Annotated in this window: 26 protein-coding genes; 15 read left to right on the top strand and 11 right to left on the bottom strand. The window is 36.5% G+C overall.

Going from position 1 to position 25,212, the window contains the following annotated elements; all coding sequences use genetic code 11:
• Positions 1–73 precede the first annotated feature (73 nt).
• The 7 genes from HMPREF9699_RS09080 to HMPREF9699_RS09050 all read left to right on the top strand — a co-directional run bounded on the left by HMPREF9699_RS09080 (position 74) and on the right by HMPREF9699_RS09050 (position 5,873).
• Positions 74–880, top strand: a complete 807-nt coding sequence (locus HMPREF9699_RS09080) for a DUF4292 domain-containing protein (RefSeq protein ID WP_002664277.1) — start codon at positions 74–76, stop codon at positions 878–880.
• The gene (locus HMPREF9699_RS09075; RefSeq protein ID WP_002664276.1) at positions 877–2,430 is read left to right on the top strand and encodes a murein hydrolase activator EnvC family protein; all 1,554 of its coding nucleotides are present in this window, start codon (positions 877–879) and stop codon (positions 2,428–2,430) included. Before HMPREF9699_RS09080 ends, HMPREF9699_RS09075 begins: the two co-directional genes overlap by 4 nt.
• Positions 2,431–2,488: 58 nt before the next feature.
• Positions 2,489–2,671, top strand: a complete 183-nt coding sequence (locus HMPREF9699_RS09070; protein WP_002664274.1) for a twin-arginine translocase TatA/TatE family subunit — start codon at positions 2,489–2,491, stop codon at positions 2,669–2,671.
• 4 nt (positions 2,672–2,675) lie between these two features.
• Positions 2,676–3,293, top strand: a complete 618-nt coding sequence (locus HMPREF9699_RS09065; RefSeq protein WP_002664272.1) for a DUF4254 domain-containing protein — start codon at positions 2,676–2,678, stop codon at positions 3,291–3,293.
• A 3-nt stretch (positions 3,294–3,296) separates the two neighbouring features.
• Positions 3,297–3,755 (top strand): hypothetical protein, encoded by a 459-nt coding sequence (locus HMPREF9699_RS09060; protein WP_002664270.1) that lies wholly within the window; start codon positions 3,297–3,299, stop codon positions 3,753–3,755.
• Positions 3,756–3,770: 15 nt separating this feature from the next.
• Positions 3,771–4,355 (top strand): GTP cyclohydrolase II, encoded by a 585-nt coding sequence (gene ribA, locus HMPREF9699_RS09055; RefSeq protein ID WP_002664268.1) that lies wholly within the window; start codon positions 3,771–3,773, stop codon positions 4,353–4,355.
• A gap of 78 nt (positions 4,356–4,433) precedes the next feature.
• On the top strand, positions 4,434–5,873 hold the full coding sequence (locus HMPREF9699_RS09050) for an aminoacyl-histidine dipeptidase (RefSeq protein ID WP_172539696.1): 1,440 nt from the start codon (positions 4,434–4,436) through the stop codon (positions 5,871–5,873).
• Positions 5,874–6,215: 342 nt separating this feature from the next.
• Here the strand turns inward: HMPREF9699_RS09050 and HMPREF9699_RS09045 are convergent, their stop codons facing one another.
• From HMPREF9699_RS09045 to HMPREF9699_RS09030, 4 genes are all read right to left on the bottom strand, one after another.
• A complete protein-coding gene (locus tag HMPREF9699_RS09045; protein ID WP_002661810.1) occupies positions 6,216–7,190 on the bottom strand; it encodes an IS256 family transposase, variant Zn-binding type in 975 nt (324 codons plus the stop codon).
• A gap of 145 nt (positions 7,191–7,335) precedes the next feature.
• Positions 7,336–8,838 carry an amidophosphoribosyltransferase gene (purF, locus tag HMPREF9699_RS09040; protein WP_002664264.1) on the bottom strand — a complete coding sequence of 501 codons (1,503 nt, stop codon included), beginning with the start codon at positions 8,836–8,838 and terminating at the stop codon, positions 7,336–7,338.
• A gap of 4 nt (positions 8,839–8,842) precedes the next feature.
• On the bottom strand, positions 8,843–9,565 hold the full coding sequence (gene purC, locus HMPREF9699_RS09035) for a phosphoribosylaminoimidazolesuccinocarboxamide synthase (protein WP_002664263.1): 723 nt from the start codon (positions 9,563–9,565) through the stop codon (positions 8,843–8,845).
• A 680-nt stretch (positions 9,566–10,245) separates the two neighbouring features.
• Entirely contained in the window at positions 10,246–12,333 is a 2,088-nt protein-coding gene (locus tag HMPREF9699_RS09030) for a M13 family metallopeptidase (protein WP_002664262.1), read from the bottom strand.
• Positions 12,334–12,443: 110 nt separating this feature from the next.
• Between HMPREF9699_RS09030 and gldC the strand changes: the two genes are divergently transcribed.
• The 5 genes from gldC (at position 12,444) to HMPREF9699_RS09005 (ending at position 15,388) form a co-directional block, all read left to right on the top strand.
• Positions 12,444–12,770 (top strand): gliding motility protein GldC, encoded by a 327-nt coding sequence (gldC, locus tag HMPREF9699_RS09025; protein ID WP_002664261.1) that lies wholly within the window; start codon positions 12,444–12,446, stop codon positions 12,768–12,770.
• Positions 12,771–12,774: 4 nt separating this feature from the next.
• Positions 12,775–13,917: a trans-sulfuration enzyme family protein gene (locus tag HMPREF9699_RS09020; RefSeq protein WP_002664260.1), complete on the top strand. Its 1,143-nt coding sequence runs from the start codon at positions 12,775–12,777 to the stop codon at positions 13,915–13,917.
• A 4-nt stretch (positions 13,918–13,921) separates the two neighbouring features.
• The gene (locus tag HMPREF9699_RS09015) at positions 13,922–14,476 is read left to right on the top strand and encodes an L-threonylcarbamoyladenylate synthase (protein WP_002664258.1); all 555 of its coding nucleotides are present in this window, start codon (positions 13,922–13,924) and stop codon (positions 14,474–14,476) included.
• Between the two features lie 16 nt (positions 14,477–14,492).
• A complete protein-coding gene (locus tag HMPREF9699_RS09010) occupies positions 14,493–14,816 on the top strand; it encodes a DMT family transporter (RefSeq protein WP_002664257.1) in 324 nt (107 codons plus the stop codon).
• Between the two features lie 89 nt (positions 14,817–14,905).
• Positions 14,906–15,388, top strand: a complete 483-nt coding sequence (locus HMPREF9699_RS09005; protein WP_002664256.1) for a hypothetical protein — start codon at positions 14,906–14,908, stop codon at positions 15,386–15,388.
• A 151-nt stretch (positions 15,389–15,539) separates the two neighbouring features.
• On the opposite strand, the gene HMPREF9699_RS09000 is transcribed toward HMPREF9699_RS09005, so the two are convergent.
• Complete coding sequence (locus HMPREF9699_RS09000) at positions 15,540–15,776, bottom strand: hypothetical protein (protein WP_002664255.1); 237 nt, start codon at positions 15,774–15,776, stop codon at positions 15,540–15,542.
• A 44-nt stretch (positions 15,777–15,820) separates the two neighbouring features.
• A complete protein-coding gene (locus HMPREF9699_RS08995; protein ID WP_002664254.1) occupies positions 15,821–16,747 on the bottom strand; it encodes a bifunctional riboflavin kinase/FAD synthetase in 927 nt (308 codons plus the stop codon).
• Between the two features lie 234 nt (positions 16,748–16,981).
• Between HMPREF9699_RS08995 and atpD the strand changes: the two genes are divergently transcribed.
• From atpD to HMPREF9699_RS08980, 3 genes are all read left to right on the top strand, one after another.
• Positions 16,982–18,490, top strand: coding sequence for a F0F1 ATP synthase subunit beta (gene atpD / locus HMPREF9699_RS08990; RefSeq protein ID WP_002664253.1), 1,509 nt, complete (start codon positions 16,982–16,984; stop codon positions 18,488–18,490).
• Between the two features lie 61 nt (positions 18,491–18,551).
• Positions 18,552–18,833: a FoF1 ATP synthase subunit delta/epsilon gene (locus HMPREF9699_RS08985; RefSeq protein WP_002664252.1), complete on the top strand. Its 282-nt coding sequence runs from the start codon at positions 18,552–18,554 to the stop codon at positions 18,831–18,833.
• Positions 18,834–18,926: 93 nt separating this feature from the next.
• Positions 18,927–19,709: a hypothetical protein gene (locus HMPREF9699_RS08980; protein ID WP_245946135.1), complete on the top strand. Its 783-nt coding sequence runs from the start codon at positions 18,927–18,929 to the stop codon at positions 19,707–19,709.
• Positions 19,710–20,025: 316 nt separating this feature from the next.
• On the opposite strand, the gene HMPREF9699_RS08975 is transcribed toward HMPREF9699_RS08980, so the two are convergent.
• The 5 genes from HMPREF9699_RS08975 to HMPREF9699_RS08955 form a co-directional block, all read right to left on the bottom strand.
• A complete protein-coding gene (locus tag HMPREF9699_RS08975; RefSeq protein WP_034985906.1) occupies positions 20,026–21,366 on the bottom strand; it encodes an MATE family efflux transporter in 1,341 nt (446 codons plus the stop codon).
• Between the two features lie 59 nt (positions 21,367–21,425).
• Positions 21,426–22,610 carry a sigma-54-dependent transcriptional regulator gene (locus HMPREF9699_RS08970; protein WP_002664248.1) on the bottom strand — a complete coding sequence of 395 codons (1,185 nt, stop codon included), beginning with the start codon at positions 22,608–22,610 and terminating at the stop codon, positions 21,426–21,428.
• A 51-nt stretch (positions 22,611–22,661) separates the two neighbouring features.
• Positions 22,662–23,321, bottom strand: a complete 660-nt coding sequence (locus tag HMPREF9699_RS08965) for a YggS family pyridoxal phosphate-dependent enzyme (protein WP_002664247.1) — start codon at positions 23,319–23,321, stop codon at positions 22,662–22,664.
• Positions 23,322–23,324: 3 nt separating this feature from the next.
• Positions 23,325–24,536, bottom strand: coding sequence for a 3-oxoadipyl-CoA thiolase (gene pcaF, locus HMPREF9699_RS08960; RefSeq protein ID WP_002664246.1), 1,212 nt, complete (start codon positions 24,534–24,536; stop codon positions 23,325–23,327).
• A gap of 83 nt (positions 24,537–24,619) precedes the next feature.
• Positions 24,620–24,829 (bottom strand): hypothetical protein, encoded by a 210-nt coding sequence (locus tag HMPREF9699_RS08955; RefSeq protein WP_002664244.1) that lies wholly within the window; start codon positions 24,827–24,829, stop codon positions 24,620–24,622.
• Positions 24,830–25,212 lie beyond the last annotated feature (383 nt).

The following is a 25,212-nucleotide window of genomic DNA, read 5'->3' as shown; positions in this document are numbered from 1 at the left end:
AAAGCATTTTTTCAAATTATTTTGGCACTTTTTGTGTTACTTAGAAGCCATGCGATTAATTCTTAGCAGTTTTATGATGATTCTTGTTATGCTCTCATGTAAAACAAGAAGTAAGGCAGTGGAAAACTCACAGACCAGTAGTACGGATTCTGTGAGTGGCGGTGTGGACGGGCAGAGAGTAGCTACCACCTTGGCTTTTTATGAAAAAGTACTCATTCCGCCTAAGTTTACACAGCTGAAAATTACGGGTAAAGTAGAGGTAAATATTCCTAATACCTTTACACCGCAGCTCAATTCTACCATGTACATCGTTCAAGATGAAAAGATATGGATGAATATGAATGTATTATTCATCAATGCTGCAAGAGCTTTGGCCACTCCCAATGGAATAGAAGCGTATGTAAAAACAGAGCGTTCTTATATACAATCTGATTTTCATTATATCAATAATTTGCTTAATGTTAATTTTATTAATTATAAAACGCTAGAAAAACTACTGCTTGGTAGAACTTTTGTAAAGTTGAGTTCCAAACAGTATCAGATGCATAAAACAAAAGAAGGCTATACATTGGCATCGGTAGTACCCCAGCAGTTCAGTGATACGGATAATGAGGGCGTCTATCATGTAAAGCTAGAGTATGCAGAGAATTATGATTTGCTTAAAGTAGATTTACAAGACACAAAGTCTAAAAATAAACTATTCATAGAGTATTTAGAATGGGTAGATTTCGAGCAAATGAGGCTTCCTAAATATGTTAAAATAATTATAAAAGGAGGAAAATCGGGAGAAATTTTATTAGAAAACACGAAATTTGAAAGTCAAAAAATGAATACTCCCTTTAGTATTCCTAAAAATTATTCAAAAATAGAAATACAATGACCCGATATATCGTCTTCTTATCTACCTTTTTCTTTTTTTCTACTTCTGCTTTGGGGCAAAATAGAAAAGAGCAGTTGCAAAAACAAAGTGCTGAACTGAAAAAGCAAATTGCTAATATTAATGCTGAAATTGCTAAGTCTAAAAAAGAATCTAGAATTTCTGTAGCATATTTAGATAATGTGAATAGAAAGATTCAGCTTAGAGAGCAAGTCTATCAAAACACGCAAAAGGAAAAGAAATTTATAGAAGAAGATATTTATCTAAAACAACTGGAGATTAATAGGCAAAACCGTGAATTGGAAGTGCTTAGAAAGAATTATAAGCAAGTGCTGATTAATGCCTATAAAAATAGAGATGTTAATAATAAAGTAACTTTTATTCTTTCTTCCAAAAGTTTTGGTCAGGCCATTCGTCGTGTACAGTATTTGAGAAATTATAGTGATTATCAGACTAAACAGGCAGAAAAAATTACCAAAGCTAAAGAGGATCTGCAAAAAGCCATTGCCAGTAAGGAAAAGTCTGTAAACGAAAAACAAGCATTGCTTAAGAATCAACAAAAAGAACTCATTACCATTCAAGCAGAAAGGGAAGAAAAAGCTAGAGTGGTGGAAGAGTTTAAACAAAATGAGAAAAAACTCGTTGCCGAGCTACAGCAAAAACAAGCACAGCAGAGATCTCTGGAGGGGCAAATCAGAGCTATCATTGCTGAAGAAATTCGTTTAGCAAAAGCCAATGAAGAAGCCAGAAAAAAAGAAGAGGCAGAAAAAAGAAGAATAGCTAGAGAGGCTGCAGAAAGAGAGAAAGCAAGAATAGATGCTGAAAATAAAGCCCGAGCTGCTGCACTGGAAAAACAAAGAAAAGCAGCAGAAGCAGAAGCAAAAAGAGCCGAAGAGCTTATGGCAAAGAAAGCAGCTGAGGAGAAAAAAAGAGCTGAGAATGCAGCCAGAGCAGAAGCTACCGCAAGGGAAATAGCAAGAAGAGAGGCTGCGGCAAAAGAAGCTGCAGAAGCTGCAGCAAAAGCCAAAGCAGCTAATGAAAAACTAGCTGCAGCGAAAGCGGCAGAAGCAGAGCTAGAAAAGAAAAAGGAAGCAGAAAAAAAGGCAGCAGAAGCTAAAACAATGACTGACTTTGGAGTAACTACTTCATCTGCTAGTTTTGTGGCAAGTAAAGGAAAGCTCTCCATGCCTGCCTATGGAAGAATTACGCACAGATTCGGGAGACAACCTCATCCCGTGTTTAAAAATATTTGGGAAGAAAACCATGGCATCAAAATTGCGGTGAGTAAGGGTACTGCTGCTAAATGTGTTTTCCCTGGTGTGGTAAGTAGAATATTAGACGGTGGAGATGGTACTAGAACGGTGGTGGTGAAGCATGATGGCTATTTTACTACTTATGGGAATTTGGCATCTACCAGCGTAAAACAAAACCAAAAAATATCAGGAGGAACCGTTGTAGGAGTAGTGGGAGAAGATTTTGAAGGAACCCACACGCTAGAATTCCAAATTTGGAATGGTACTACTCCGGTAGATCCTGTGGGGTGGATAAACTAAAAAATACTACCTTTGTAGAAATAAAAAATAAGAATACAAATAATTAACAACTATAAATATGGGTGGAATAGGATTTAGAGAAATACTCTTATTATTATTAATAATCGTCATTTTATTCGGAGCTAAGAAAATTCCAGAACTTATGAGAGGAATGGGTTCAGGAATCAAGGAATTTAAGGACGCTGTAAAAGAAGATAAAAAAGAAACTTCTGAAAGAGAGAGCACCAATAACCCAAGCTAAATTCATGGAAAAACTCAGCTTTGCAAATAAGGCTTGGAATATTTTTCAGCAGGCAGTAGAGCAGTATCATGTTCATGATGATATCAATAAGATTCCCCAAAATCCTTTTCAAGAAGGTGGTTTGGAACATCTTTTGTTTAGTAAAAATTGGATTGATACCGTACAATGGCACTTAGAAGATATTATCAGAGATGAAAATATCCATCCTGATGAGGCACTGGTCATTAAAAGAAAGATAGATGCCTCTAATCAGAAAAGAACCGATTTGGTGGAATATATTGATGCTTGGTTTCTTCATCAGTATCAGGATGTTGTGTTGAAAGAAAATTTCAGGTTAAATACTGAAACTCCTGCTTGGGCTATAGATAGACTTTCTATATTGGTACTAAAAGTCTATCATATGAATATAGAAGCCCATCGTCAAGATGCTTCTGATGAGCATAGAGCTGCATGTGAGGAAAAACTTCGTATATTACTTTTGCAGAAAAGAGATTTGATACAATCTATAGACGAACTCCTCGGTGCCATTGAAAAAGGAGAGGTGAAGATGACTGTGTACAAACAAATGAAAATGTACAATGATGAAAGCCTTAACCCAATCCTTTATCAAAATAAAAAATAAATAATGGCAAAGTATATTCATGCATTTCTAGTTTTCTTATCTTTCTACTCTTGTAGCGTAGAGCATGTGAGCAAATCCCCTATGAATAGTGCATTTACTCAGGTGAGTGCGGCTCCCGTTTTAACTACGGTAAAAGCAATTCCTGAAGAATTAGAAATCAATGCTGAATTAGCCCGTCTTACCAATACAGCGGCATCTATTACTTATGTAAAAAATCAGGGGATTAATAAGGAAATAGATCTGCTGAAGCTCAATGTACAGAATTTTGTATACGCTTATCAAGCATACAATGTTCAAGGGCAAAAAAGGTATATGAAACAAATCCAAAATAGCTATAAGAGAATTTATATTTCAAAAACAAAAATGAACGAAGATGAGTTCCTAAAGCTCAATCATTGTTTGGTTAAGATAAAAGGAAGTCTAGCAGAGCTAAGCACTACACCTATAGAAATTTCTAATTAATATTTTTCAAAAAGAATGAAAATTCAAGCTCAAGCTTCCCTGCCTACTGCGTTTGGGGATTTTACCATTTATGCACTTTCGGAATCCCAAGAAGATTGGACTCCAGAACTTATTTTGGTGAGTAAAAATACTCAGTTGGATGATGTAGTAAATGTTCGTATTCATTCTGAATGTATTACAGGAGAAGTGTTTAGGTCAAAAAAATGCGAATGCGGTCCGCAGTTGGATGCAGCCATGCAATATTTTGGAGAAAATGGAGGAATATTAATTTATCTCCGACAAGAGGGAAGAAATATAGGTATCATTAATAAACTCAAAGCCTATGCACTGCAAGAACAAGGACACGATACTGTAGAGGCGAACCTCCAGTTGGGATTACCTGCAGATGGTAGAGATTTTCAGATGGTAACAGAGATTCTTACTCATTTCGGTGTGAAAAAAGTGAGGCTATTTACTAACAATCCTGAAAAATTGGCCATTTTCGAAAATCATGAAACCATAGAACTTGTAGAAAGAGTTCCTCTACAGATGCCTTCGCTTCCCGAAAATGAAGAGTATTTGGCGACTAAGAAAAACTATTTTAAGCATTGGATAGATTAATCATATAGAAATACAGGTGATTTATTTTTTGTTTAAAATATGAACATGATTGGATGGTATAAAAAATTAACTAATATTATGGATATTACTCAAATAGAGCCAAAGATTATTTGGAAAAATTTCGCAGCACTTAATGCGGTGCCTAGACCTTCTAAAAAGGAGGAAAAAGTAATCGCTTTTATTAAGAATTTTGGAGAAAATCTAGGATTAGAAACTTCTGTAGATGCCACAGGAAATGTGATTATCAGAAAACCTGCTACGGCTGGAATGGAAGATAGAAAAACGGTGGTACTCCAATCTCACCTTGATATGGTTTGCCAAAAAAATAATGATGTAGAGTTTGACTTTGAGACCCAAGGGATACAGATGTTTGTAGAGGGAGATTGGTTAAAGGCTAAGGGGACTACATTAGGGGCAGACAATGGCTTAGGCGTTGCTGCTATGATGAGTATTTTGGAAAGTGAAGATATAGCTCATCCTGCCATTGAAGCACTTTTTACTGTGGATGAAGAAACGGGAATGACGGGTGCCTTTGGACTACAGCCTGGGGTACTTACAGGAGATATTTTACTTAATCTGGATACTGAAGAAGATGACGAAATAGATATAGGCTGTGCCGGAGGAATAGATGTTACCGCTAATCAGTCTTTTGCTGTTGAGCATTTCTCAGGAGAAGCGGTAAAGCTTGAGATTAAAGGATTACAAGGAGGACACTCGGGGATGGATATCCATAAAGGATTTGGTAATGCCAATAAAATTTTGGCAAGATTTTTCTTCCTGGGTATAGAGCATGCTATTCAGTTGATAGAAATTAATAGTGGTGGGCTGAGAAATGCAATTCCTAGAGAAGGAACGGCCCTTTTTTCGGTTACGGACAGGGGAGTATTTCTTCAAAAAGCAGAGGTATTAAAAAAGGAAATAATAGAAGAGTTTCAAAGTATAGAGAAAGAACTTTCTATCCGCATAGAAACCATTGCTATGGAAGGTAATGCTATTAGAGAGCAAGAGTCTAAGAGAGTAGTTCAGGCGTTGCATGCTGCACATAATGGTGTTTTCCGTATGTCTCCAGATGTAGAAGATTTAGTGGAAGCCTCTAATAATGTAGCGAGGGTAGAACTGAAAAATGGAGATTTACAAGTACTGAACCTAACTCGCTCTTCGGTGGAATCTTCAAAAATGCAGGTAGCAAATCAGCTTAAATCTGTATTTGAATTGGCAGGAATAGAAGTGCAATTTTCGGGTTCTTATCCAGGATGGAAACCTAAACCAGGGGCGGAAATCATAAAAATCATGGAGGGAATTTATGAAAAAGAGTTTGGTGGAAAGCCTAATGTAGTGGCTTGTCATGCAGGTTTAGAATGTGGTATTATCGGTGCTAACTATCCTAAAATGGAAATGGTAAGTTTCGGACCAACCATCCGAGGAGCCCATTCACCAGATGAAAGAGCCAACATACCTTCAGCACAGAAATTTTGGAAATTTTTACAAGAGATATTGAAAAATATTCCAAAGAAGTAATGAATAGATGAGTTGTTTTTATTAAATTTCTAATATAAAACCCCGACTTTTGCTTTTCGCTAAATTCGGGGTTTATTATCAATATGAGAAATTTTTAGGCAATGTGGTAAAAAATGGTACTTTTATAATTGATAAAAAATGCTTATATTTCGCACATTGATTGGAAGAGGAAACAAGCTCTGCTGAGGAATAAGCGAGAAAAAGCGAATAGCTTTTACGAAGGTTACGAACATAGTTCATTGTCAGCAATACAATCAATGTTCAAAACGATAGTTTTAGGGGTGAGTTTTTCTCACCCTTTTTTATTAAAACTATCGGATGAACCCTATGGCTAAAAAAACCTTATCCCCCTTGATTTTTAAAATATAAATACCATTTTATAAAGTTCTTTTTAGCCTCAAAACGAAGTCCTCTATGCAAGGTTAATTTCTCTTTCAAATGCGTAAAATAGGCTTCTAAACGATTGGTAGTATAAGGGATTTCACTATCTTTCAGATATGCAAACATATTGGGTAAGGCATTGATAATATGATAAGTAGCTAAGTGTAGATTTTTATGTTTAAACCACTGAAATCCAGATTCTTCATTCATTGATTTTTCTTCTATAAAATATTGATTTTCAACATACCACTGGTAAAATCTATTTACCCAATCGTTAGCCTGTTCATTGGTTTTTAGATGCGTAATTTCTTTGGATAAACACAAAAGCTGTTGGCTAATAAAATGTTTTGGGCTACCACTTAAATAGTTCTTAATCTGTCGTTTAATATGCACTAAACATCTTTGGATAATCACCTCTGGAAACACCTTTTTTACCGCTCCTAAAATAGATTTATGCCCATCGCAGGTTACACTGTAAACTGCCACATTCAGCTTCTTTAAGTTTTCCAAATCTTGCTTTATATCACGAAGTTTTTCCTTGTTGGTTTGGCGGTAAAGTTGCACATATCGAATGTCATAATCGTAGTAGAGTATCAGGCATAATCCATTGGAAAAGTAGGTGCCATCAATCAAGAGATGAACCTTTGTCTTGCTTTTGATGCTGAGGGTAGGAACTTGTGAAAGGTAATGTTTAAAGAGGTTTTGAAGGGTAGATTGGCTCATTGAGCTATCCCTCGAAAGGGTTTTATAGACTTGCCTTTCCATTATCCATTTTCTGAACCAAATGAATTGATTTTTTCTTTTTACACCAATGTTTTTAATCGTAAAATTTGCCTGACAATCTCCACATTGAAAGCGTTGTTTTCCATTTCTTTTTCCTTTTTTGATGATGTGATTAGAATCACAAACTGGACATTTTTTATTCGTTTTGGACATAAAATAAGAGTTATAATGAAACCACTTTCATTATAACTCTTATAAGTCTATAAAAGACAATGCTTTACAAGGTTTTTAAGCACCATTTTTTGTTATATTGTCAATTTTTAAATAGTTTGTTAATTTGTGGATTTTCCGAATATGCTTAATTAAATAATGCAGTTTCTTCCCCTTTGTCCACAGGATATTGTTCTGTGAAACATCCGAAGCAGTGGTGAGAGGAACCTAATATCTCTTTAAGGTTATCCAAGTTTAAAAATTCTAATGAATCCACACCTAAATATTGTCTTAGTTCTTCCTTGGACATATTAGCAGAGATAAGGTCGTCCTTAGAAGGAGTGTCAATGCCTAAAAAGCACGGTGCTGTGATGGGAGGAGACACACTTCGGAAGTGAATTTCCTTAACTCCTGCATCTTTTAAAATTTTTACTAATCGTTTAGAAGTGGTACCTCTTACGATGGAGTCATCAATGATGACCACTCTCTTTCCTTTAATTTCGTGGATAATAGGGTTGAGTTTTAAATTCACTATTCGTTCTCTCATCTCTTGTGTAGGGATGATGAAAGACCTCCCGATGTATCTGTTTTTTACCAACACAGGACGGAAAGGAATTCCTGAAACCTTAGAAAAACCTATGGCTGCTGGAACACCAGAATCTGGCACTCCAATCACAATGTCTGCATCTACAGGAGCCTGTTCCCATATTTTCTCGCCTGATTTTTCTCTTACATCATATACATTAATGCCTTCCATTTCAGAGTCCGGTCTTGCGAAATAGATGTACTCAAAAGAGCATATTGAGTTTTGACAATCCTTTTTTACTTGATAGCTCTTTAAGCCTTCTTCGTTTTCACTGGTATAGATAATTTCTCCAGGAAGAATATCTCTCTCATATACCGCACCGATGGCATCTAACGCAGCCGTTTCAGAAGCTACGGCATAGCCGTCATTGATTTTACCCAAAACCAAAGGACGGATACCATGGAAATCTCTAAAAGCGAAGAATTTATTTCGGGTGATGCCTACCACGGAGTAAGCTCCTTCTATTTTTTCCATTGTAGCTTTAATGGCACCTCTAAGTCCTAAGTCTAAGTTTTTTTGAATTAATCGAAGAATCACTTCGGAATCTGAAGTGGCACGGAAAACCACCCCCTCAGCTTCTAACTCTTTTTTAAGTTGGTGTGCATTAGTTAAGTTTCCATTGTGAGCAATAGAGAGGATGATTTGGTCGTATTCATTTTTGGCAAAAAACGGCTGATAATTGTATTTCTTCTTATCTCCCGCCGTGGTATATCGTGTATGTCCAATGACTGAATTTCCCATGAATGCCTCAGGGTTTTCTATTTCTTTGTACACATCAAGTACCAGCCCCTCGTCCTTAATATTTACTATTTTGCCACTATTAGATACTGAGATGCCACATGCCTCCTGTCCTCTATGTTGTAAAGCGAAGAGTCCGAATTGGGAAAGGGAAAAAGTATCGGTAATTTCAGGGGTGTACATTCCGAAAATTCCACACTCTTCTTGTGGTGCATCTATCTGCTCTTCTTTTCGGGTGCGAAAAAGATTTCTACCATAAGCCTCATTTTTAAATATACTGAGGTAATTTTTTTTATGGTGTATATGTTCTTTGTTATTCTTTTTCATGCGATTATTTATTCAGCACTTTTTTTAGTCTTTCGTAAATTTCTACATAGGCTTCCGTAACTTCTCCAAGGTCTCTACGGAATCTGTCTTTGTCTAGTTTTTTCATGGTATCCTTGTCCCAAAGTCTGCAAGTGTCAGGAGAAATTTCATCTGCAAGAATGATTTTTCCGTCTGATGTTTTTCCCAGTTCTATTTTGAAATCTACCAAAATGATATTCATTTTATCAAAAAGCTCGATGAGCAGATTATTGATTTTTGCAGTGAGTGCATACATTTCATCCAATTCTTCTTTGGTGGCAGCACTTAAGAAAATAGCATGATAGTCATTAATGAGTGGATCTCCTAGGGCATCATCTTTGTAGCAAATATCAAAAATGGTAATAGGAGATTTAGTTCCTTCTTCTACACCTAATCTTTGTGCCATGCTTCCCGCAGCATAGTTTCTTACCACCATTTCTAATGGAATGATAGATACTTTTCTTACTAATTGCTCTCTTTCATTAAGGTGTTTTATGAAGTGGGTAGGGATTCCTTTTTCCTGTAAATACTCAAACAAAAGGGTAGTGATGGCGTTATTCATTTCGCCTTTTAGATCAAACTGTCCTTTCTTCTGAGCGTTAAAAGCTGTGGCATCGTCTTTAAATTTTACGATGACTTCCTCTGGGTTTTCCGTTGCAAAAATTTGTTTCGCTTTACCTTCGTAAAGCATTTCTCCTTTCGTTGCCATAATGATTGTTGGAATGATGATATAGGTTATTAATATAATTACAAGTGTTAATTTTTGTAAATAAAAAAAGGACGATATTATTCACCGACCTGCATTTTTTTATAAGATTGTACCGAAATTTTTTGTCTGAACATACGGGCATACACACTCCCGAACGCTTCGTGTGATTTTTGTTTGAGAAATCTAATGATAGAACGCCGAAATGTTTACTCGCTATCATTCCACAAATATACGCATTTTTTAAATGTTTAAAATACTATTTCTTATCTAGTGTAATTTGGAATGAATACAAATAACTTTCTTAATGAAAAAGGATATTAAAAAGACTCGAATAATCAAATTATCAGGACTTTTTTCTATTATTTAATCTGTTTGTTATTTACAATGTACAAAGTAAAAAGACTTTTGGAATATGGTTTTTTATTTGTATTGTTTTAGAATAAAGGGCATTTGTTTCATTGAAAACTTTGGGAAGCGTTAGAGATTTTGTGTCTCTGAAAAAATCTTTGTTTAGCTTCTCGTTTTAATCGCAAAGGAATATGAAGTGTACTAATTTTTAATAAAATCATTTGTATATGCCCTTGTTTTAATTCATTAATGATTAGGTTCATCCAATAAGTCGATATAATTTCAATAACAAAAAAAACAATCACCCAGTACAGGTGATTGTTTTTTATAGATTACCAAATTTTTATTCTATCTTTTGGAGCCTTATACATTTTATCTCCTGGTTTTGTATTAAATGCTTCGTGGAAAGCGTCTAAATTCATTAATGGAGCGAAAGCTCTGTAATATCCTGGAGAGTGTGGGTCTGTTTTCACTTGGTTTTGGATGTACTTCTCGGTAGATTTTGTACGCCATACTGTTGCCCAGCTCATGAAGAATCTTTGGTCTTGCGTAAATCCACTGATAGGAGCCACCTGCCCTTTGTCCTTAAGGTACATTTGGAGTGCTTCGTAAGCTACTGCTACACCACCAAGGTCTCCGATGTTCTCTCCACTGGTAAATTTACCATTTACGAAGATGCCTTTGATAGGTTCATATTGGTCAAACTGAGCGGCCAATTGGTTTACTTTTTCATCGAAATTTTTTCTATCGGCATCTGTCCACCAGTTTTTGAGGTTACCATCACCATCAAATCTAGCTCCTCCATCATCAAATCCGTGAGAGATTTCATGTCCTATTACCGCTCCTATTCCCCCGAAGTTTACTGCAGGATCTGCCTTGAAATTAAAGAAAGGAGGCTGAAGGATGGCTGCAGGGAATACTATTTCATTATTCGTAGGGCTATAGTAAGCGTTTACCGTTTGTGGACTCATACCCCATTCTTGTTTATCTACAGGCTTCCCTATTTTGTTAAGGCTTCTTTGGTAGTTCCACGCAAAAAGGTTTTTCAAGTTATCGAAATAAGTACCTCCTTGGTTTGGGGAAATCATTTGTAATTGGCTATAATCTTTCCACTTGTCAGGGTAAGCAATTTTCACAGCGAATTTAGAAAGTTTTTCTTGTGCTTTCACTTTGGTAGCATCAGACATCCAGTCCAGTTCATCTATTCTTTTAGCAAAGGCCTTACGAATATAGTTTACATATTCTTCCATCTGAGATTTGGCTTCTGCTGGGAAAAACTGATCTACATAGAGCTTACCGAATGCTTCTCCTAAAATGCCATTAATCAGGCTAAGTCCTCTTTTATCCATAGATCTTTGTTCCTTTTGCCCCTGCATATATCTTGAATAGAAATCAAAACTGAGGTCATCAGAAGTTTTGTCCAAGTTAGAAAGATTAGCTCTATACAGGTGAAATTTCAGATAATCTTTAATAAGGGGAAGATTTTTCTGGTTAATGGTTTGGTCTAAATTTTCATAATATTTTAGCTCACCGATGATTACTCTATCTGTTTGTACTCCAGCATTGGTAAGGAATTTAGGGAGGTTAATATGCTTAGAAACGCTCGCTAGTTCCGAAATGGTTTTAGGGTTATATCTTCTGTTGGCATCTCTGCTTTCTTCATTGGTCAAAAGTAAATTTGCCAAAGATTTTTCAAATTCTACTAATTTTTTTGCAGCAACACCTGGATTCTTATATTTTAGTTGTGCATAAAGCTTTTCCGCGAATTTGGTATATTCTTCTAAAGTCTTAGTATTCGCATCGTTTTTCTTTTGGTAGTAGTCTTTTCCCAAGCCTAAAGAAGGGCCGTTGAGGTACACAGCATTCATTTTAGAGTTTTTTAAATCCGTGTACACAGACCAACCATAGAGTCTATTTCCTCCATTTCTGGTGGCTTCATCCATGTATTTTTGGAGGTCATTAAGATTTTTAATGGCATCTATTTTCTTAAGATGTCCCTCGATAGGGGAGAGCCCTAATTGGTTTCGGGTATTCCAGTCTGTATAAGTGCCGTAAAGTGCTTGGATTTTTTGTCCTTCCGAACCTTGTGGATAGCTTTCAGAAAGGATTTTATTGAGAATACTGAGTGAATTATTATCTGTGTCTTCTCTAAGTTTGTTAAAAGATCCCCAGCTTGCTTTATCCGATGGGATTTCTGTGGTTTTGTACCAATTTCCATTTACAAAATTGAAAAAATCATCTTGCGGACGCACATTTCTGTCCATGTGGCTTAGGTTAATACCATGCTCTGCGTAGGAAATGCTTTCTTCTTTTTTAATTTCTTGAACAGTAGTATTTTCTGTTACTTTTTTTTGTGTATTACAAGACTGAGCAGCAAAAATAAGTGCCAATCCTAATACTGAATATTGTAATTTTTTCATAAACGATTTTTTATCACCGCGAATTTACTGAAAAAAAATAGGTTGTGTAGTGGTTTTAGATTTTTTTATCAATTCAAAACCGTAATTTTGCCCTCTAATATTTTACTTTTATGAGAAAAACACAAATTACCATTGATGTAGAGCTAGATGATAATCATATTCCTGAAAAAATATCTTGGAATGCCCAAGATGGTGGCGTAGAAAATCAAGAAACAAAAGCAACGATGATTTCCGTATGGGATGATAAAAAATTTGAAGCACTTAGAATAGATCTTTGGACGAAGGATATGCCTTTGGACCAAATGAAAATGTTTATCCATCAGATTATGCACTCCTTAGCAGTTACTTATCAGAGAGCTTCTGGGGAAGATGATGTAGCCAGATGGATGGAAGAAATGGCTGAAGAGTTCGCTGTAAAATCTGCTATAAAAATGTAATACAATGAAATTTAATACGAAAGTGATTCATGGAGGGCAACATACGGAGCCTGTAACAGGGGCAGTAAATGTACCTGTATTTCTTACTTCTACCTTTAAGCAAAAAAGCCCTGGCGTACACAGTGGCTACGAATATTCCAGAGCAGCAAATCCTACGCGTCAGGCATTAGAAGATGCTTTGGCAAGTATAGAAAATGGAGCCAGAGGTTTAGCATTTTCTTCAGGATTGGCAGCCATAGATTGTGTGATGAAATACTTACAGCCTGGAGATGAAGTGATTGCTTGTGATGATTTATATGGAGGTTCTTACCGAATGTTTACAAGGCTTTTTGAAAAATACGGATTGGTCTTTCATTTTGTCAATATGGATTCTATGACCAATATAGAGGAGCGAATGAATGACAAAACACGATTAATTTGGCTAGAAACGCCCACTAATCCTTTGATGAAATTGATTGATATAGAAAGTGTATGTAAACTGGTTCAAGGTAAAGATATTTTAGTAGCGGTGGATAATACTTTTGCTTCGCCTTATCTCCAGAAACCTTTGGATATGGGAGCAGATATCGTGATGCATTCGGCTACGAAGTATTTAGGTGGTCATTCTGATGTGATTGCAGGTGCACTGATTACCAAAACTCCTGAGTTGGGAGAAGCACTTCATTTCTTGCAGTTTGCGGGAGGTGCCACTTTGGGACCTCATGATGCATATTTGGTGCTAAGAGGTATTAAAACTCTGGCACTGAGGATGCAGAGGCACTCTGAAAACGGAATTCAGGTGGCAGAATATCTATCTCAACATCCAAAAGTAAAATCAGTGATTTATCCAGGTTTGGCTACTTATCCTCAGCATGACTTGGCGAAAAAACAAATGCAAGGTGGTTTTGGTGGTATGGTTTCTTTTAATTTTGTATCGGGGAAAAAGGAAGATGCAGTAGCATTTTTAGAGAAATTGAAAATCTTTACCCTTGCCGAATCATTAGGGGGAGTGGAATCTCTTGCCAATCATCCTGCACTGATGACCCACGCTTCTATTCCAGCAGAAAAACGAGCAGAAATAGGCATTATCGATGATCTGATTCGGCTCAGTGTAGGCATAGAAGATATTTCTGATGTATTGGCAGATTTAGAAAATGCATTAAGTTAAATTAATGGAAATAAAGGAAATAGCCGAGAGATTAAAAAATGGAGAAACATTGCTTTATCCCACAGATACTTCTTGGGGACTGGGTTGCGATGCTATGAGCGTAGTGGCGATAGAAAAATTGTATCAAATCAAAAATCGCTCTAGAGAGAAATCCATGATTATTTTGGTGGATAGTGAACAGAGGCTACAGTCTATTGTAGATGTGCCAGAGATGGCATGGGAAATTATAGATTTGTCTGAAAAACCGGTAACCATTGTGTATCAAAATCCTCGAAATTTACCTAAGGAACTTTTGGCAGAAGATGGAAGCATAGGCATACGAATAGTGAAAAATGATTTTTGTAAGCAATTGATTAGAAGGTTGAATGCCCCTTTGGTATCTACTTCGGCAAATATCAGTGGACAGAAAAGTTCGGTACACTTAAAAGACATTAGCTCCGAAATTAAAGATGCGGTGGATATAGTAGTAGATGAGCAGTATGCTACACCCAATGTGTATAGTGCCTCCTCGGTAATTAAAATTTGGCCTGATGGACAAATTAAAGTGTTAAGGGAATGATTTTTTCAAAATAACAATGAGCTGGATTATTTTAGTCATCGCAGGGCTTTTTGAAGTGGCATTTACCTTCTGTTTGGGAAAAGCAAAAGAAGCGGAAGGGAATATTGCCTATTTATGGTATGCAGGGTTTGTGGTGTGTACTATTATTAGTATGAGTTTGCTCACTAAGGCTACAAAAGTACTTCCTTTAGGAACGGCGTATGGCGTTTGGACGGGTATAGGAGCTGTAGGTACCGTGATTGTAGGGATTATAGTGTTCAGAGAACCTGCTAATTTTTGGCGTTTGTTTTTTATTTTCACGCTCATAGCATCTATTATTGGGTTGAAAATGAATCATTAATTTTTTTATATTGATTTTTTTTAATTATTTTTGGAAAGTAAAATTGAGACGATGGCATAAAATTACCCTTGATTTTAAATTTAATTATTATGAAAAAATCTGTAGTTGTGGGACTATTGTCCTCGGTGTTTTTATTGTCAGCGTGTAGAGAAGACGAAACTTATGACCCTGTACCGTTTTATAAGTATGATCTTTCTACCTCTTGGAAAATAATGTCAATCACCAAAGATGGAGTGGATATAGGCAATGGGAGTCTGTATAATCTTTGTGCTAATGGAAAAGATGTTCGGGCGTATGTTCGGTATGAAGATACAAATAAATTTGATGGAGCTTCCATTCTCTACGAACCTACCGCTGTACCTGATAGTTGTGGAATCCAGAGTCTAAATCAATTTCAAGCCCATTTGGATAGGGAAAAACTTACGATGGATTTCGGAACTGAAACCATTAATGCCACTATAGTAAAGCTCAAAAATGGAGAACTGATTTTAGAATATGAACTTACAGGCGGTGCTGGAAGTGATTATTGGGGATTAGGTGGAGGAAAATACCGAGAAGTTCTGAAGCACTAAATGGTTTTGTGTCATGGATTCACTTTAAAAAATTGAATAATAGGTTATGATACAGGAAGACATTGATTCTACAATCATTTCCTATTGATATAGGATTAAAAAGCCACTTCATTTCCGATGAAGTGGCTTTTTAATAGTATTGAATCTATAATTATTTTTTCAATTCTTTAGAAAGAAAATAATAGAAAAACATGGCTTTCATTGGTTTGGAAAGCTGAATTTTTCTTGGGTTCTCAGGTTTTGCAAATAAGAGCGAAAGGTAAGACTTATCAATGCCTATTTCAGCAGTAAGATCTTTTCTTTTTAGCCCATATTCATGCATTTTGTCATTAATCCATTCAGTGGTTACGCCACTGATTTTCTCCAATACTTTCTCACTATTACTCATAAGATTTTAAAATTTTTGTTAAATATTTTTTACTTTTTTGTTTTTTATTGCTGTTCGAAAAACATTTCTGTTTTTCTTTTATCTTCGTCTAAGCATTGTATTAAGCCATCCACCGAAGGGAATTTAATTTGCTCATGAAGAAAATCTCTGAAAACGACCTTCAATTCTTTTCCATAAATATTTCCAGAAAAACCAAGTATATGTACTTCTGCAGATACTTCTTGTCCATCAAAGGTGGGGTTATTCCCAATGCTGAGCATCCCTGGGTAAAAGTCATCTCCGAGATATACCTCTACAATATACGCACCAAACTGAGGTAAAAGTTTGTTTTTTTTGAAAAAAATGTTTGCGGTAGGATAACCTATGGTGCGTCCTAATTTCTTTCCATGGACGATCTCGCCTGAAAAAAAATAATTATACCCTAGTAAATTATTCGCTTTTTTTATTTCACCATTCAGTAATGCATTTCTTATTTTGGTAGAAGAAACTATTTCTCCTTCCACTTCCATAGCATGAGCTTTTTCTAGTGTGTACTGGTATTCTGTGGCTAGATTTTCTAGTAATTCAAAATTTCCACTTTTGTTTTTACCAAACACATGGTCATGCCCTATGACAATATGCTTTGCTTTTAAATGATGCACTACTACATTTTGGATAAATTCTTTTCCACTCAATTGACTAAAATTTTGGTCAAAAGGTTGAAAAATGACATTATCCACTCCTGATTTTCGGAAAAGTTCTATTTTTTCATCTTGTAAAGTTAGATGCTTGAGGGGATCTTGTGGATTAAAAAATAACCGAGGATGCGGTTCGAAAGTAAGCAGGGTAGAGGACAGATTTTCAGTTTTTGCTTTTTCCACAATACGCTGAATGATAGCGGTATGCCCTATATGGACGCCATCAAACATGCCAATAGAAAGAGCAGTGTTTAGGGGGGGTGAAAATTCTTTGTAATCCCTGAATATTTTCATTTGAAGTGTGAATAATTCGGTGCAAAAATAGTAAAAACGATAATTTTTTCAATAGTGAAATGAAAAATACAATAATTTTTAGAGTTAGAGATTATAAAAACTCATGTTTTTACAAAAAACCGAGTGTTTTAGTAAAAAAGACGATAAATTGCAAACATGATAAAAATCTTATTCATAGTACATTGTAAATTTGATTATTAATATGTATATTTGCACCCAAGAAAAAAAAATAGAATGGCAAACCAAATAAAAGGAAAGATTTCTCAAATCATTGGGCCGGTTATAGATGTTGTGTTTTCAAATGAAGCAGAGCTTCCAAAAATCTATGACGCACTTGAAGTAAAAAAAGACAATGGTGAAACATTGGTCTTAGAAGTTGAACAGCATATTGGTGAAGATACAGTGAGATGTATCGCTATGGACGCTACAGATGGTCTTAAAAGAGGACAAGATGTAGAAGGTCAAGGTCGCCAAATTACTATGCCTACTGGTGAGTCTGTGTATGGTCGTCTATTTAATGTAGTAGGAGACGCTATTGACGGTTTGCCACAAGTAAGCAGAGAAGGAGGACTTCCTATTCACCGTGAGGCTCCTAAATTTGACCAATTATCTACCTCTGCAGAAGTGCTTTTTACAGGGATTAAAGTAATAGACCTTGTGGAGCCTTATGCGAAAGGAGGAAAGATTGGTTTGTTTGGTGGTGCAGGAGTAGGTAAAACGGTATTGATTCAGGAATTAATTAATAATATTGCAAAAGGACACGGTGGACTTTCTGTATTCGCAGGAGTAGGGGAAAGAACGCGTGAAGGGAATGACCTTTTGAGAGAGATGCTTGAGTCTGGAATTATCAAGTATGGTGATGAGTTTATGCATTCTATGGAAGAAGGTGGATGGGATCTTACTAAAACAGATCTTGAACTGATGAAAGATTCTAAGTGTACTTTCGTATTCGGTCAGATGAATGAGCCACCAGGTGCAAGAGCTAGGGTAGCCCTTTCTGGTCTTACCATTGCAGAATATTTCCGTGATGGAGATGGACAAGGACAGGGGAGAGATGTGCTTTTCTTCGTAGATAATATTTTCCGTTTTACTCAGGCAGGTTCAGAGGTGTCTGCTCTTCTTGGGCGTATGCCATCTGCGGTAGGTTATCAGCCAACTTTGGCATCTGAAATGGGTGCAATGCAGGAGAGAATTACTTCTACTAAAAACGGATCTATTACTTCTGTACAGGCGGTATATGTACCTGCGGACGACTTAACTGACCCAGCTCCAGCAACTACATTTGCTCACCTAGATGCTACCACAGTATTAGATAGAAAAATTGCTTCATTGGGTATTTATCCTGCGGTAGATCCTTTGGCTTCTACTTCTAGAATTCTTACACCAGAAATCCTTGGAGAAGACCACTATAATTGTGCTCAGAGAGTAAAAGAGATTCTTCAAAGATATAAGGCACTCCAAGATATCATCGCAATCCTTGGTATGGAGGAACTTTCAGAAGAAGATAAATTAGTAGTATATCGTGCAAGAAAAGTTCAGAGATTCCTTTCTCAGCCTTTCCATGTAGCAGAACAGTTTACAGGAATTCCAGGTGCTTTAGTGGATATTAAAGATACCATCAAAGGGTTTAATATGATTATAGATGGAGAGCTAGACCATATCCCAGAAGCTGCGTTTAACTTGAAAGGAACCATCGAGGAAGCGATAGAGCACGGTCAAAAAATGCTTGCTGAAAACGCATAATAAAAATTGTTTCTGGCTGATGGTGATTTGCTATCAGCTAGAAGCTAAAATCTTGTGAATTATGAAGATACAAATATTAACTCCAGAAACTGTAATTTTTGATGGCGAGGTAGATTCAGTACTTTTGCCAGGAAAAAATGGTGAGTTTCATATTATGAAAAATCACGCCGCTATCGTTTCTGCTTTAGAATACGGAAAAGTAAAAATTTTCGTAAAAGATATTGAAGAAAAATACGCTAAGCATTTTACCAAAGAAAATAGACCTGAATCAGTCTATGCTTTTCCTATCAAAAGTGGTGTATTAGAATTCAATAGCAATAAGGGTATCATCCTTGCAGAATAATTTGTAAAAAAACTTTTTTCATACGGAGCCTTCTTTTTCCCTTGGGAAGAGAAGGTTTTTTTATTTAGATTTGTTACGCATTTATTGAAACAAATGATGAAAAATACACGCTTTATTTTCTTTTTCTTTTTTCTGTACACTGTTTTTATTAGTGCACAGTCATCTCTTGGTTCTTTTGTGATACCTCATTTTAAAAATATAGATGAAATGATGGTAGATGACTATGGAAATCTTTATCTCCAAAATCAAAGCCATTTTAATTTGATAAAAACAGATACCTTAGGTAATGAATTAGGAAGAGTACAGCTGACAATTCCTTTTAAAGTTCAGCCTATTGGTAATCATTTGAATATCATTCTTTTTTCTGAACAAGCACAAGAAATAAAAATGTATGACCAATATTTCACTGAGATTCAAAAAATAAATTTGCAGCATATAGGTTATATTACAGCGGCATATCTCCAAGATTCACAAAACTTATGGCTAATAGATACGGCCAATAGACGCATTATTCAGTATAATTTTCGGCAGGAAAGAGTAATAAACGCCACCACCATTTCTTCAGATATTACGGGGATTAAAGAATTACTATTTTTTAACAATCAATTTTTTGTGCTTCGGGATGATTTTTTTGAGGTCTATGATTCCCGATGGAATATCATTTTTTCTCATGCTCTAGATATGCCTTATCGGCTTCGTAGGGAAAACGAAAGAATATTGATTTTTGCTTCTCAGCATATATGGATCTATGAAAAAGGGCAACTGCAAATGTTCAGAGATGTACAAAAATCAACGCTTGTAGATAAGAATAATTCACACATTTTTTATTTACAAAATGGACAACTGACCACTGAAATCATTCCTAAAAGTAATTAATCATTCTTAAAAGTGATGAATTATTCCAAAAAGTAATGAGTCATGAGAAAAAGGAATGATGGTATTGGAGAAAAATGAAATTTTAAATTACAAGCTCGTCTTGACTTTTTATTTCAAACTATTATTCCAAAGTACTTTGCCAAGTTTTTATTTACCCATTAATAAATTTCTTTATCAAATAAGCCAAGACAACTTTTGTATAAGAGAACAGAGACAAGGTATATCCTTGTCTCTGTTCGTAGTCATTGAAACAATAAAACTGATATTAAATCATACTGTAATCATTTAATTTTGCAGGAAGTTAGGAGTACTAATTTTATCTGGATATTTTTAAAAATCGATAAATTAACATCACTGCGGAAATCGTAAGCCCAACTCCTAAGGCTATCCACATTCCCAAAGCCCCCATTTGTCTCATTACACAGAGGTAATAGCCTAAAGGGATGGTGATTACCCAATAAGCGATAAAAGTGATGATGCTGGGGATTTTTACATCTTGTAAACCTCTTAAGGCACCTAATGTGGTTACTTGGATACCATCAGAAAGCTGGAAAAGTGCAGCGATGACCAGCAGCTGAGAGGCTAAAGAGAGTACTGCGGTTTCCTCTTCTTTGGTGAAATACTGTGGCAGTACTTCTTTGAATACGATGAATACAATACCGCATATCGCCATATAAATAAAAGTGAGTCCGATATTATTCAGTCCTATTTTTCTTACCATAGTATAGTTTTTTTTGCCAAAATTTCTACCTACTAATATGGTAGAGGCAACAGAAAACCCGATACATAAATTAAATGTAAAGGAAGCCATACTCAGTGCTATCTGATGTGCAGCAATGTCTTTAGCAGAAACTAAACCACATATAAAGGCAGCTCCTGCAAATGCTGTAACTTCAAAAAACATTTGTAATGCGGTAGGCAGTCCTAATCTAAGCATTTTTTCAAACATTGTTTTTTTAAACCCGTGGATTTTTAAACTGAAATTTTGAATGTACTGCTTGGTTTTTGCATTTCGCCACAGAATAAAGAGCAGGAAGAAAAACATACATACTCTTGCTAAAAGCGTGGCATATCCAGCTCCTGCTACTCCCATGGGAGAAAAGCCGAATAATCCTTTGATAAAGATGTAATTAAAAACTACATTAATTACATTGGCAGTAATGGTAGCCACCGTCACCCCTATGGTAAAGCCCAGTCCTTCTGAAGTTTCTCTCAGTGTTTGGAAAAACATGAAAGGGATAATAGAAAAAGCCATGATTTTTAGGTAGATAGAAGTATCTGGCAAGATGTGTTCAGGCTGATTAAGATGGTACAGCAAAGGGTTAAAAAGTAAAAGTAGAGATAAGAGCAGTAGCCCTACCACAGTATTGAGTACGAATCCGTGCTGAAAAACCGATTGTATTCTTTGGATGTTATTTTTCGCAGAGGCCTCTGAAACTAATGGTGGAATGGCAAAGGAAATTCCTAATCCGAAGATGAAAATAGAAAAAAATACTGCATTTCCTAGTGATACCGATGCCAATGCATCTGCCCCGAGGAGTTTTCCTACAATGATATTATCCATGATATTTACAGATACTTGCCCCAGCTGGGTAAGCATCACAGGAAGTGCCAAGGTAAGAGTTTCTTTGGTAATGGAACGATGGAATAATTGCATAAAAAAACTTTGCTGCAAAAATACGGCAAAGTTTTTCGATTTTATTGATTTATTCCTTACTATTTCCTTACATACGCTGCTACATCTTCTTTGGTAATGGTTTCTCCACCTAAAATGATGAGTCTTTCCACTACATTTCTCAGTTCTCGGATATTTCCAGTCCAAGAATAGGATTGTAGTGCTTTGATAGCAGAATCATCAAATTTTTTCAGAGGTGTACCTTGTTCATTAGATATGAGCTGAGCAAAATGCGTTACCAGTTCTCCAATATCTTCTTTTCTTTCATCCAATGGAGGTACGAATATCTCAATCACAGAGAGTCTATGGTAAAGGTCTTCACGGAATCTTCCTGCTTCTATTTCTTTACGCATATCTTTATTGGTCGCTGCAAGGACACGCACATCTACCTTTATTTCTTTATCACTTCCTACGGGAGAAACTTTATTTTCTTGTAAAGCTCTGAGCACTTTAGCCTGAGCAATGAGACTCATATCCCCTATTTCATCTAAGAAAATGGTACCGCCGTTAGCAAGTTCAAATTTTCCTTGTTTATCTTTTATGGCACCTGTGAATGAGCCTTTTACATGTCCGAAGAGTTCAGATTCAATGAGTTCTGAAGGGATAGCGGCACAGTTTACTTCTACCATGGGGCCCTTACTTCTTTCACTACGCTGATGGATGCCATGTGCTACCAATTCTTTACCTGCACCATTGGGACCTGTAATTAACACTCGGGCATCTGATGGGGCTACCTTGTCCATCATGTCTTGAATTTTTTTTAAGGCAGGAGAAGAGCCTATCATTTGGTATTTTTTAGAGATGCGTTTTTTGAGTGACTTATTTTCTTGTTGTAAAAACTGATTGGTTTTTTGTAGGTGAGATTTGTCTAAAGCATTTCTTACGCTGGTAAGCAATCGGTTAATATCCACTGGTTTTTGGATAAAGTCAAAAGCTCCTTCTTTCAGGCAATTAACGGCACTATCTATATCTCCGTGTGCAGAAATCATCACAAATACCGTTTCTGGTTTTAGTTGTTTGGCCTGTTTCAGCATTTCATCGCCTGTCATTTTAGGCATTCTAAGGTCAGAAATTACGAGTGCATACTCATCTTTTTCTATTAGTTTTAGTCCCTGGACACCGTCTTCTGCTATTGCTATTTCATAATCAGGAAGTTCTTCTGTAAGGATTTCCTTTAGTATGCCAGAGATGGCTTTTTCGTCTTCTACGATGAGTATTTTTTGCATAATATTATTTTCTAATCGTTTTAGGGTAATAACAAAAATTATACCTCTTTTTTATTTTGTATAGTTTCTTTCGCCAAAAATTGCTGAGCCTATTCGTACGGAGTTACTACCGCAGGAAATGGCTAGGGGATAGTCTCCACTCATTCCCATAGATAGGTATTGGAGTGGATGGTCTTTTTTCTTTTGGTCAAAATATTTTTTCAGTGTGGTAAATTCTCTTTCTATTTGGGTTTCATCTTCCACAAAGGAGGCCATTCCCATCAGTCCGCGGATAGCAACATGAGGAAAATCACCTTGAGCCAACTTTTCTAACAAGGCATCGCAGTCCTCAAAAGTCATTCCGAATTTGGTGTCTTCCTCGGCAATTTTAATTTGGAGCAACACTGTTATCGTTCTGCCGTGCAATTGAGCTTGTTTATTGATTTCTGCTAAAAGTTTTTCACTATCCACACTTTGTATGGTATGGATAAATGGTGCAATGTATTTCACCTTATTGGTTTGCAGGTGCCCGATGAGGTGCCATTCTATATCCGAAGGTAAATTTTCGTATTTAGAAAGGAGCTCTTGCACTTTGTTTTCGCCAAAAATTTTTTGTCCAGCATCATAGATTTGTCTAATTTTTTCCACGGGATGTGTTTTAGACACCGCTACCAGCTGTACAGCTTCTGGAATTTGGTTTTTGACCTGAATATAATTCTCTTGTATCGTCATGATTTATTCAGCTTTTTCTAATACCATTGCGAATCCTTGACCTACACCGATGCACATGGTTACCAGTGCATATTTTTTATTTTGTTTGTTGAGCTCTAGTGCCGCAGTATAGGCTATTCTGGTGCCACTCATCCCGAGCGGATGTCCTAATGCAATGGCACCACCGTTCACATTTACTCGTGGGTCATCATGAGCGATGCCCAGTTCTTTTAGACATGCAATAGATTGGGCAGCAAACGCTTCGTTCAGTTCTATCAAGTCTATGTCTTGTAGTGTGATTCCTGCTCTTTTGAGGGCTAATTTTGAGGCTTCCACTGGGCCTATTCCCATAATTCTAGGTTCTGTACCCGTAGCGGCTGAGGAAAGGATTTTTGCCAAAGGTTGGAGCTGATATTTTTGCACTGCATTTTCTGAGGCGATGAGTACTGCTGCTGCACCATCGTTCAGTCCAGACGCATTTCCAGCAGTTACAGTGCCATGTTCTTTTACGAAGGCAGGTTTAAGTTTAGAAAGTCCTTCAAGGGTGGTATTTGGTTTAATAAATTCATCTTCAGAAACGCGGATGGGTTCTCCTTTTCTTTGAGGGATTTCTATGGTAATGACTTCTTCTGCTAATCGTCCACTTTCAGCTGCTTTCGTAGCTTTTTGTTGAGATGATAGGGCAAAGGCATCTTGTTCTTCCCGCGTGATTTTGTACATTTCTGCCAAATTTTCGGCTGTTTTTCCCATGGCTTCTGTGCCGTACATTTTTTCCATAACAGGATTAATGAAACGCCATCCGAAGCTAGAATCGTACATTTTTTGGTCTGTAGCGAATCCTGATTCTGCTTTTGATAATACAAAAGGAGCTCTAGACATTCCCTCTACACCACCAGCAATGAATACATCCCCTTCATCCGCCTTAATGGCTCTGGCGGCTTGTGCGATGGCACTGAGTCCCGAAGCACATAATCTATTGACGGTTTCTCCTGGTACAGAAGTGGGCATTCCTGCCAGGAGGAGTGCCATTCTGGCGATATTTCTATTGTCTTCTCCTGCTTGGTTGGCACATCCTATGATGACATCGTCCACTTTCTCCATGGGGAGCGTAGGGTTTTTCTCTAAGAGTGCTTTCAGTACCTGAGCCAATAGGTCATCTGTTCTAAGAGCAGCGAGGCTCCCTTTAAATTTACCAATCGGTGAACGAAGTCCGTCAATAATATACGCGTTTTGCATTTTCTTAATATTTTTAACAAAGATAAATAAAAAGCACTTTTCCTAAAATAGGAAAAGTGCAATTCATTAGAATAAGTAAGAAATTAATCTACTTTTTGTTTAGCATTGGTAAGTGCTTCGTTGGCTTTTGCTTTAAGGTCATTTCCTAATTTACAAAAACCGCCCATCAGTCCATTGCACTTATCTTTGAGGGCTTGTTTTTCTTCTTCTGAAGAGTTTTTGTATTTCCAAAATGCCAATGCACCAAGTCCTAAAAGTGCTAAAATACCGTTTCTTTTTGTTTTAAGATTCATAATGATTTTTTTTATATTGTTTTGCCATTCCTTATGGAAAATGTGTGCCATTGAACGAGAAATATGAAAATTATGAAAATATTTCGGTTAAAAGCTAAAGGCGTGGAGGCTTCATATCCTTGTAATGACTTTTTATTTTGAAATCATCTTATCTCTCCGCAAAGTGAGAGGGTTTCGCTGAAAGGAAAAACTATGTTTCCGCAGAGCGAGAAGGTTTTGCCGAAAGGAAAAAGTATGTTTCCGCAGAGCGAGAGGTTTTCGCCGAAAGGAAAAACTATGTTTCCGCAGAGCGAGAGGGTTTCGCCGAAAGGAAAAACTATGTTTCCGCAGAGCGAGAGGGTTTCGCTGATGGAAAAAGTAATGAAAATTATTAAATTTAATAT

It is taken from the genome of Bergeyella zoohelcum ATCC 43767 (assembly GCF_000301075.1).
In the GTDB taxonomy this organism is placed as follows: domain Bacteria; phylum Bacteroidota; class Bacteroidia; order Flavobacteriales; family Weeksellaceae; genus Bergeyella; species Bergeyella zoohelcum.
The sequence above is the reverse complement of the archived record's forward strand: the minus strand, read 5'-3'. Positions and strand labels throughout refer to the sequence as shown.

Bases quoted from the DNA above. Each gene is read 5' to 3' on its own strand.
- HMPREF9699_RS09080 (WP_002664277.1), top strand. From the start codon at position 74: ATGATGATTCTTGTTATGCTCTCATGTAAAACAAGAAGTAAGGCAGTG.
- HMPREF9699_RS09075 (WP_002664276.1), top strand. From the start codon at position 877: ATGACCCGATATATCGTCTTCTTATCTACCTTTTTCTTTTTTTCTACT.
- HMPREF9699_RS09070 (WP_002664274.1), top strand. From the start codon at position 2,489: ATGGGTGGAATAGGATTTAGAGAAATACTCTTATTATTATTAATAATC.
- HMPREF9699_RS09065 (WP_002664272.1), top strand. From the start codon at position 2,676: ATGGAAAAACTCAGCTTTGCAAATAAGGCTTGGAATATTTTTCAGCAG.
- HMPREF9699_RS09060 (WP_002664270.1), top strand. From the start codon at position 3,297: ATGGCAAAGTATATTCATGCATTTCTAGTTTTCTTATCTTTCTACTCT.
- ribA (WP_002664268.1), top strand. From the start codon at position 3,771: ATGAAAATTCAAGCTCAAGCTTCCCTGCCTACTGCGTTTGGGGATTTT.
- HMPREF9699_RS09050 (WP_172539696.1), top strand. From the start codon at position 4,434: ATGGATATTACTCAAATAGAGCCAAAGATTATTTGGAAAAATTTCGCA.
- HMPREF9699_RS09045 (WP_002661810.1), bottom strand. From the start codon at position 7,190: ATGTCCAAAACGAATAAAAAATGTCCAGTTTGTGATTCTAATCACATC.
- purF (WP_002664264.1), bottom strand. From the start codon at position 8,838: ATGAAAAAGAATAACAAAGAACATATACACCATAAAAAAAATTACCTC.
- purC (WP_002664263.1), bottom strand. From the start codon at position 9,565: ATGGCAACGAAAGGAGAAATGCTTTACGAAGGTAAAGCGAAACAAATT.
- HMPREF9699_RS09030 (WP_002664262.1), bottom strand. From the start codon at position 12,333: ATGAAAAAATTACAATATTCAGTATTAGGATTGGCACTTATTTTTGCT.
- gldC (WP_002664261.1), top strand. From the start codon at position 12,444: ATGAGAAAAACACAAATTACCATTGATGTAGAGCTAGATGATAATCAT.
- HMPREF9699_RS09020 (WP_002664260.1), top strand. From the start codon at position 12,775: ATGAAATTTAATACGAAAGTGATTCATGGAGGGCAACATACGGAGCCT.
- HMPREF9699_RS09015 (WP_002664258.1), top strand. From the start codon at position 13,922: ATGGAAATAAAGGAAATAGCCGAGAGATTAAAAAATGGAGAAACATTG.
- HMPREF9699_RS09010 (WP_002664257.1), top strand. From the start codon at position 14,493: ATGAGCTGGATTATTTTAGTCATCGCAGGGCTTTTTGAAGTGGCATTT.
- HMPREF9699_RS09005 (WP_002664256.1), top strand. From the start codon at position 14,906: ATGAAAAAATCTGTAGTTGTGGGACTATTGTCCTCGGTGTTTTTATTG.
- HMPREF9699_RS09000 (WP_002664255.1), bottom strand. From the start codon at position 15,776: ATGAGTAATAGTGAGAAAGTATTGGAGAAAATCAGTGGCGTAACCACT.
- HMPREF9699_RS08995 (WP_002664254.1), bottom strand. From the start codon at position 16,747: ATGAAAATATTCAGGGATTACAAAGAATTTTCACCCCCCCTAAACACT.
- atpD (WP_002664253.1), top strand. From the start codon at position 16,982: ATGGCAAACCAAATAAAAGGAAAGATTTCTCAAATCATTGGGCCGGTT.
- HMPREF9699_RS08985 (WP_002664252.1), top strand. From the start codon at position 18,552: ATGAAGATACAAATATTAACTCCAGAAACTGTAATTTTTGATGGCGAG.
- HMPREF9699_RS08980 (WP_245946135.1), top strand. From the start codon at position 18,927: ATGATGAAAAATACACGCTTTATTTTCTTTTTCTTTTTTCTGTACACT.
- HMPREF9699_RS08975 (WP_034985906.1), bottom strand. From the start codon at position 21,366: ATGCAATTATTCCATCGTTCCATTACCAAAGAAACTCTTACCTTGGCA.
- HMPREF9699_RS08970 (WP_002664248.1), bottom strand. From the start codon at position 22,610: ATGCAAAAAATACTCATCGTAGAAGACGAAAAAGCCATCTCTGGCATA.
- HMPREF9699_RS08965 (WP_002664247.1), bottom strand. From the start codon at position 23,321: ATGACGATACAAGAGAATTATATTCAGGTCAAAAACCAAATTCCAGAA.
- pcaF (WP_002664246.1), bottom strand. From the start codon at position 24,536: ATGCAAAACGCGTATATTATTGACGGACTTCGTTCACCGATTGGTAAA.
- HMPREF9699_RS08955 (WP_002664244.1), bottom strand. From the start codon at position 24,829: ATGAATCTTAAAACAAAAAGAAACGGTATTTTAGCACTTTTAGGACTT.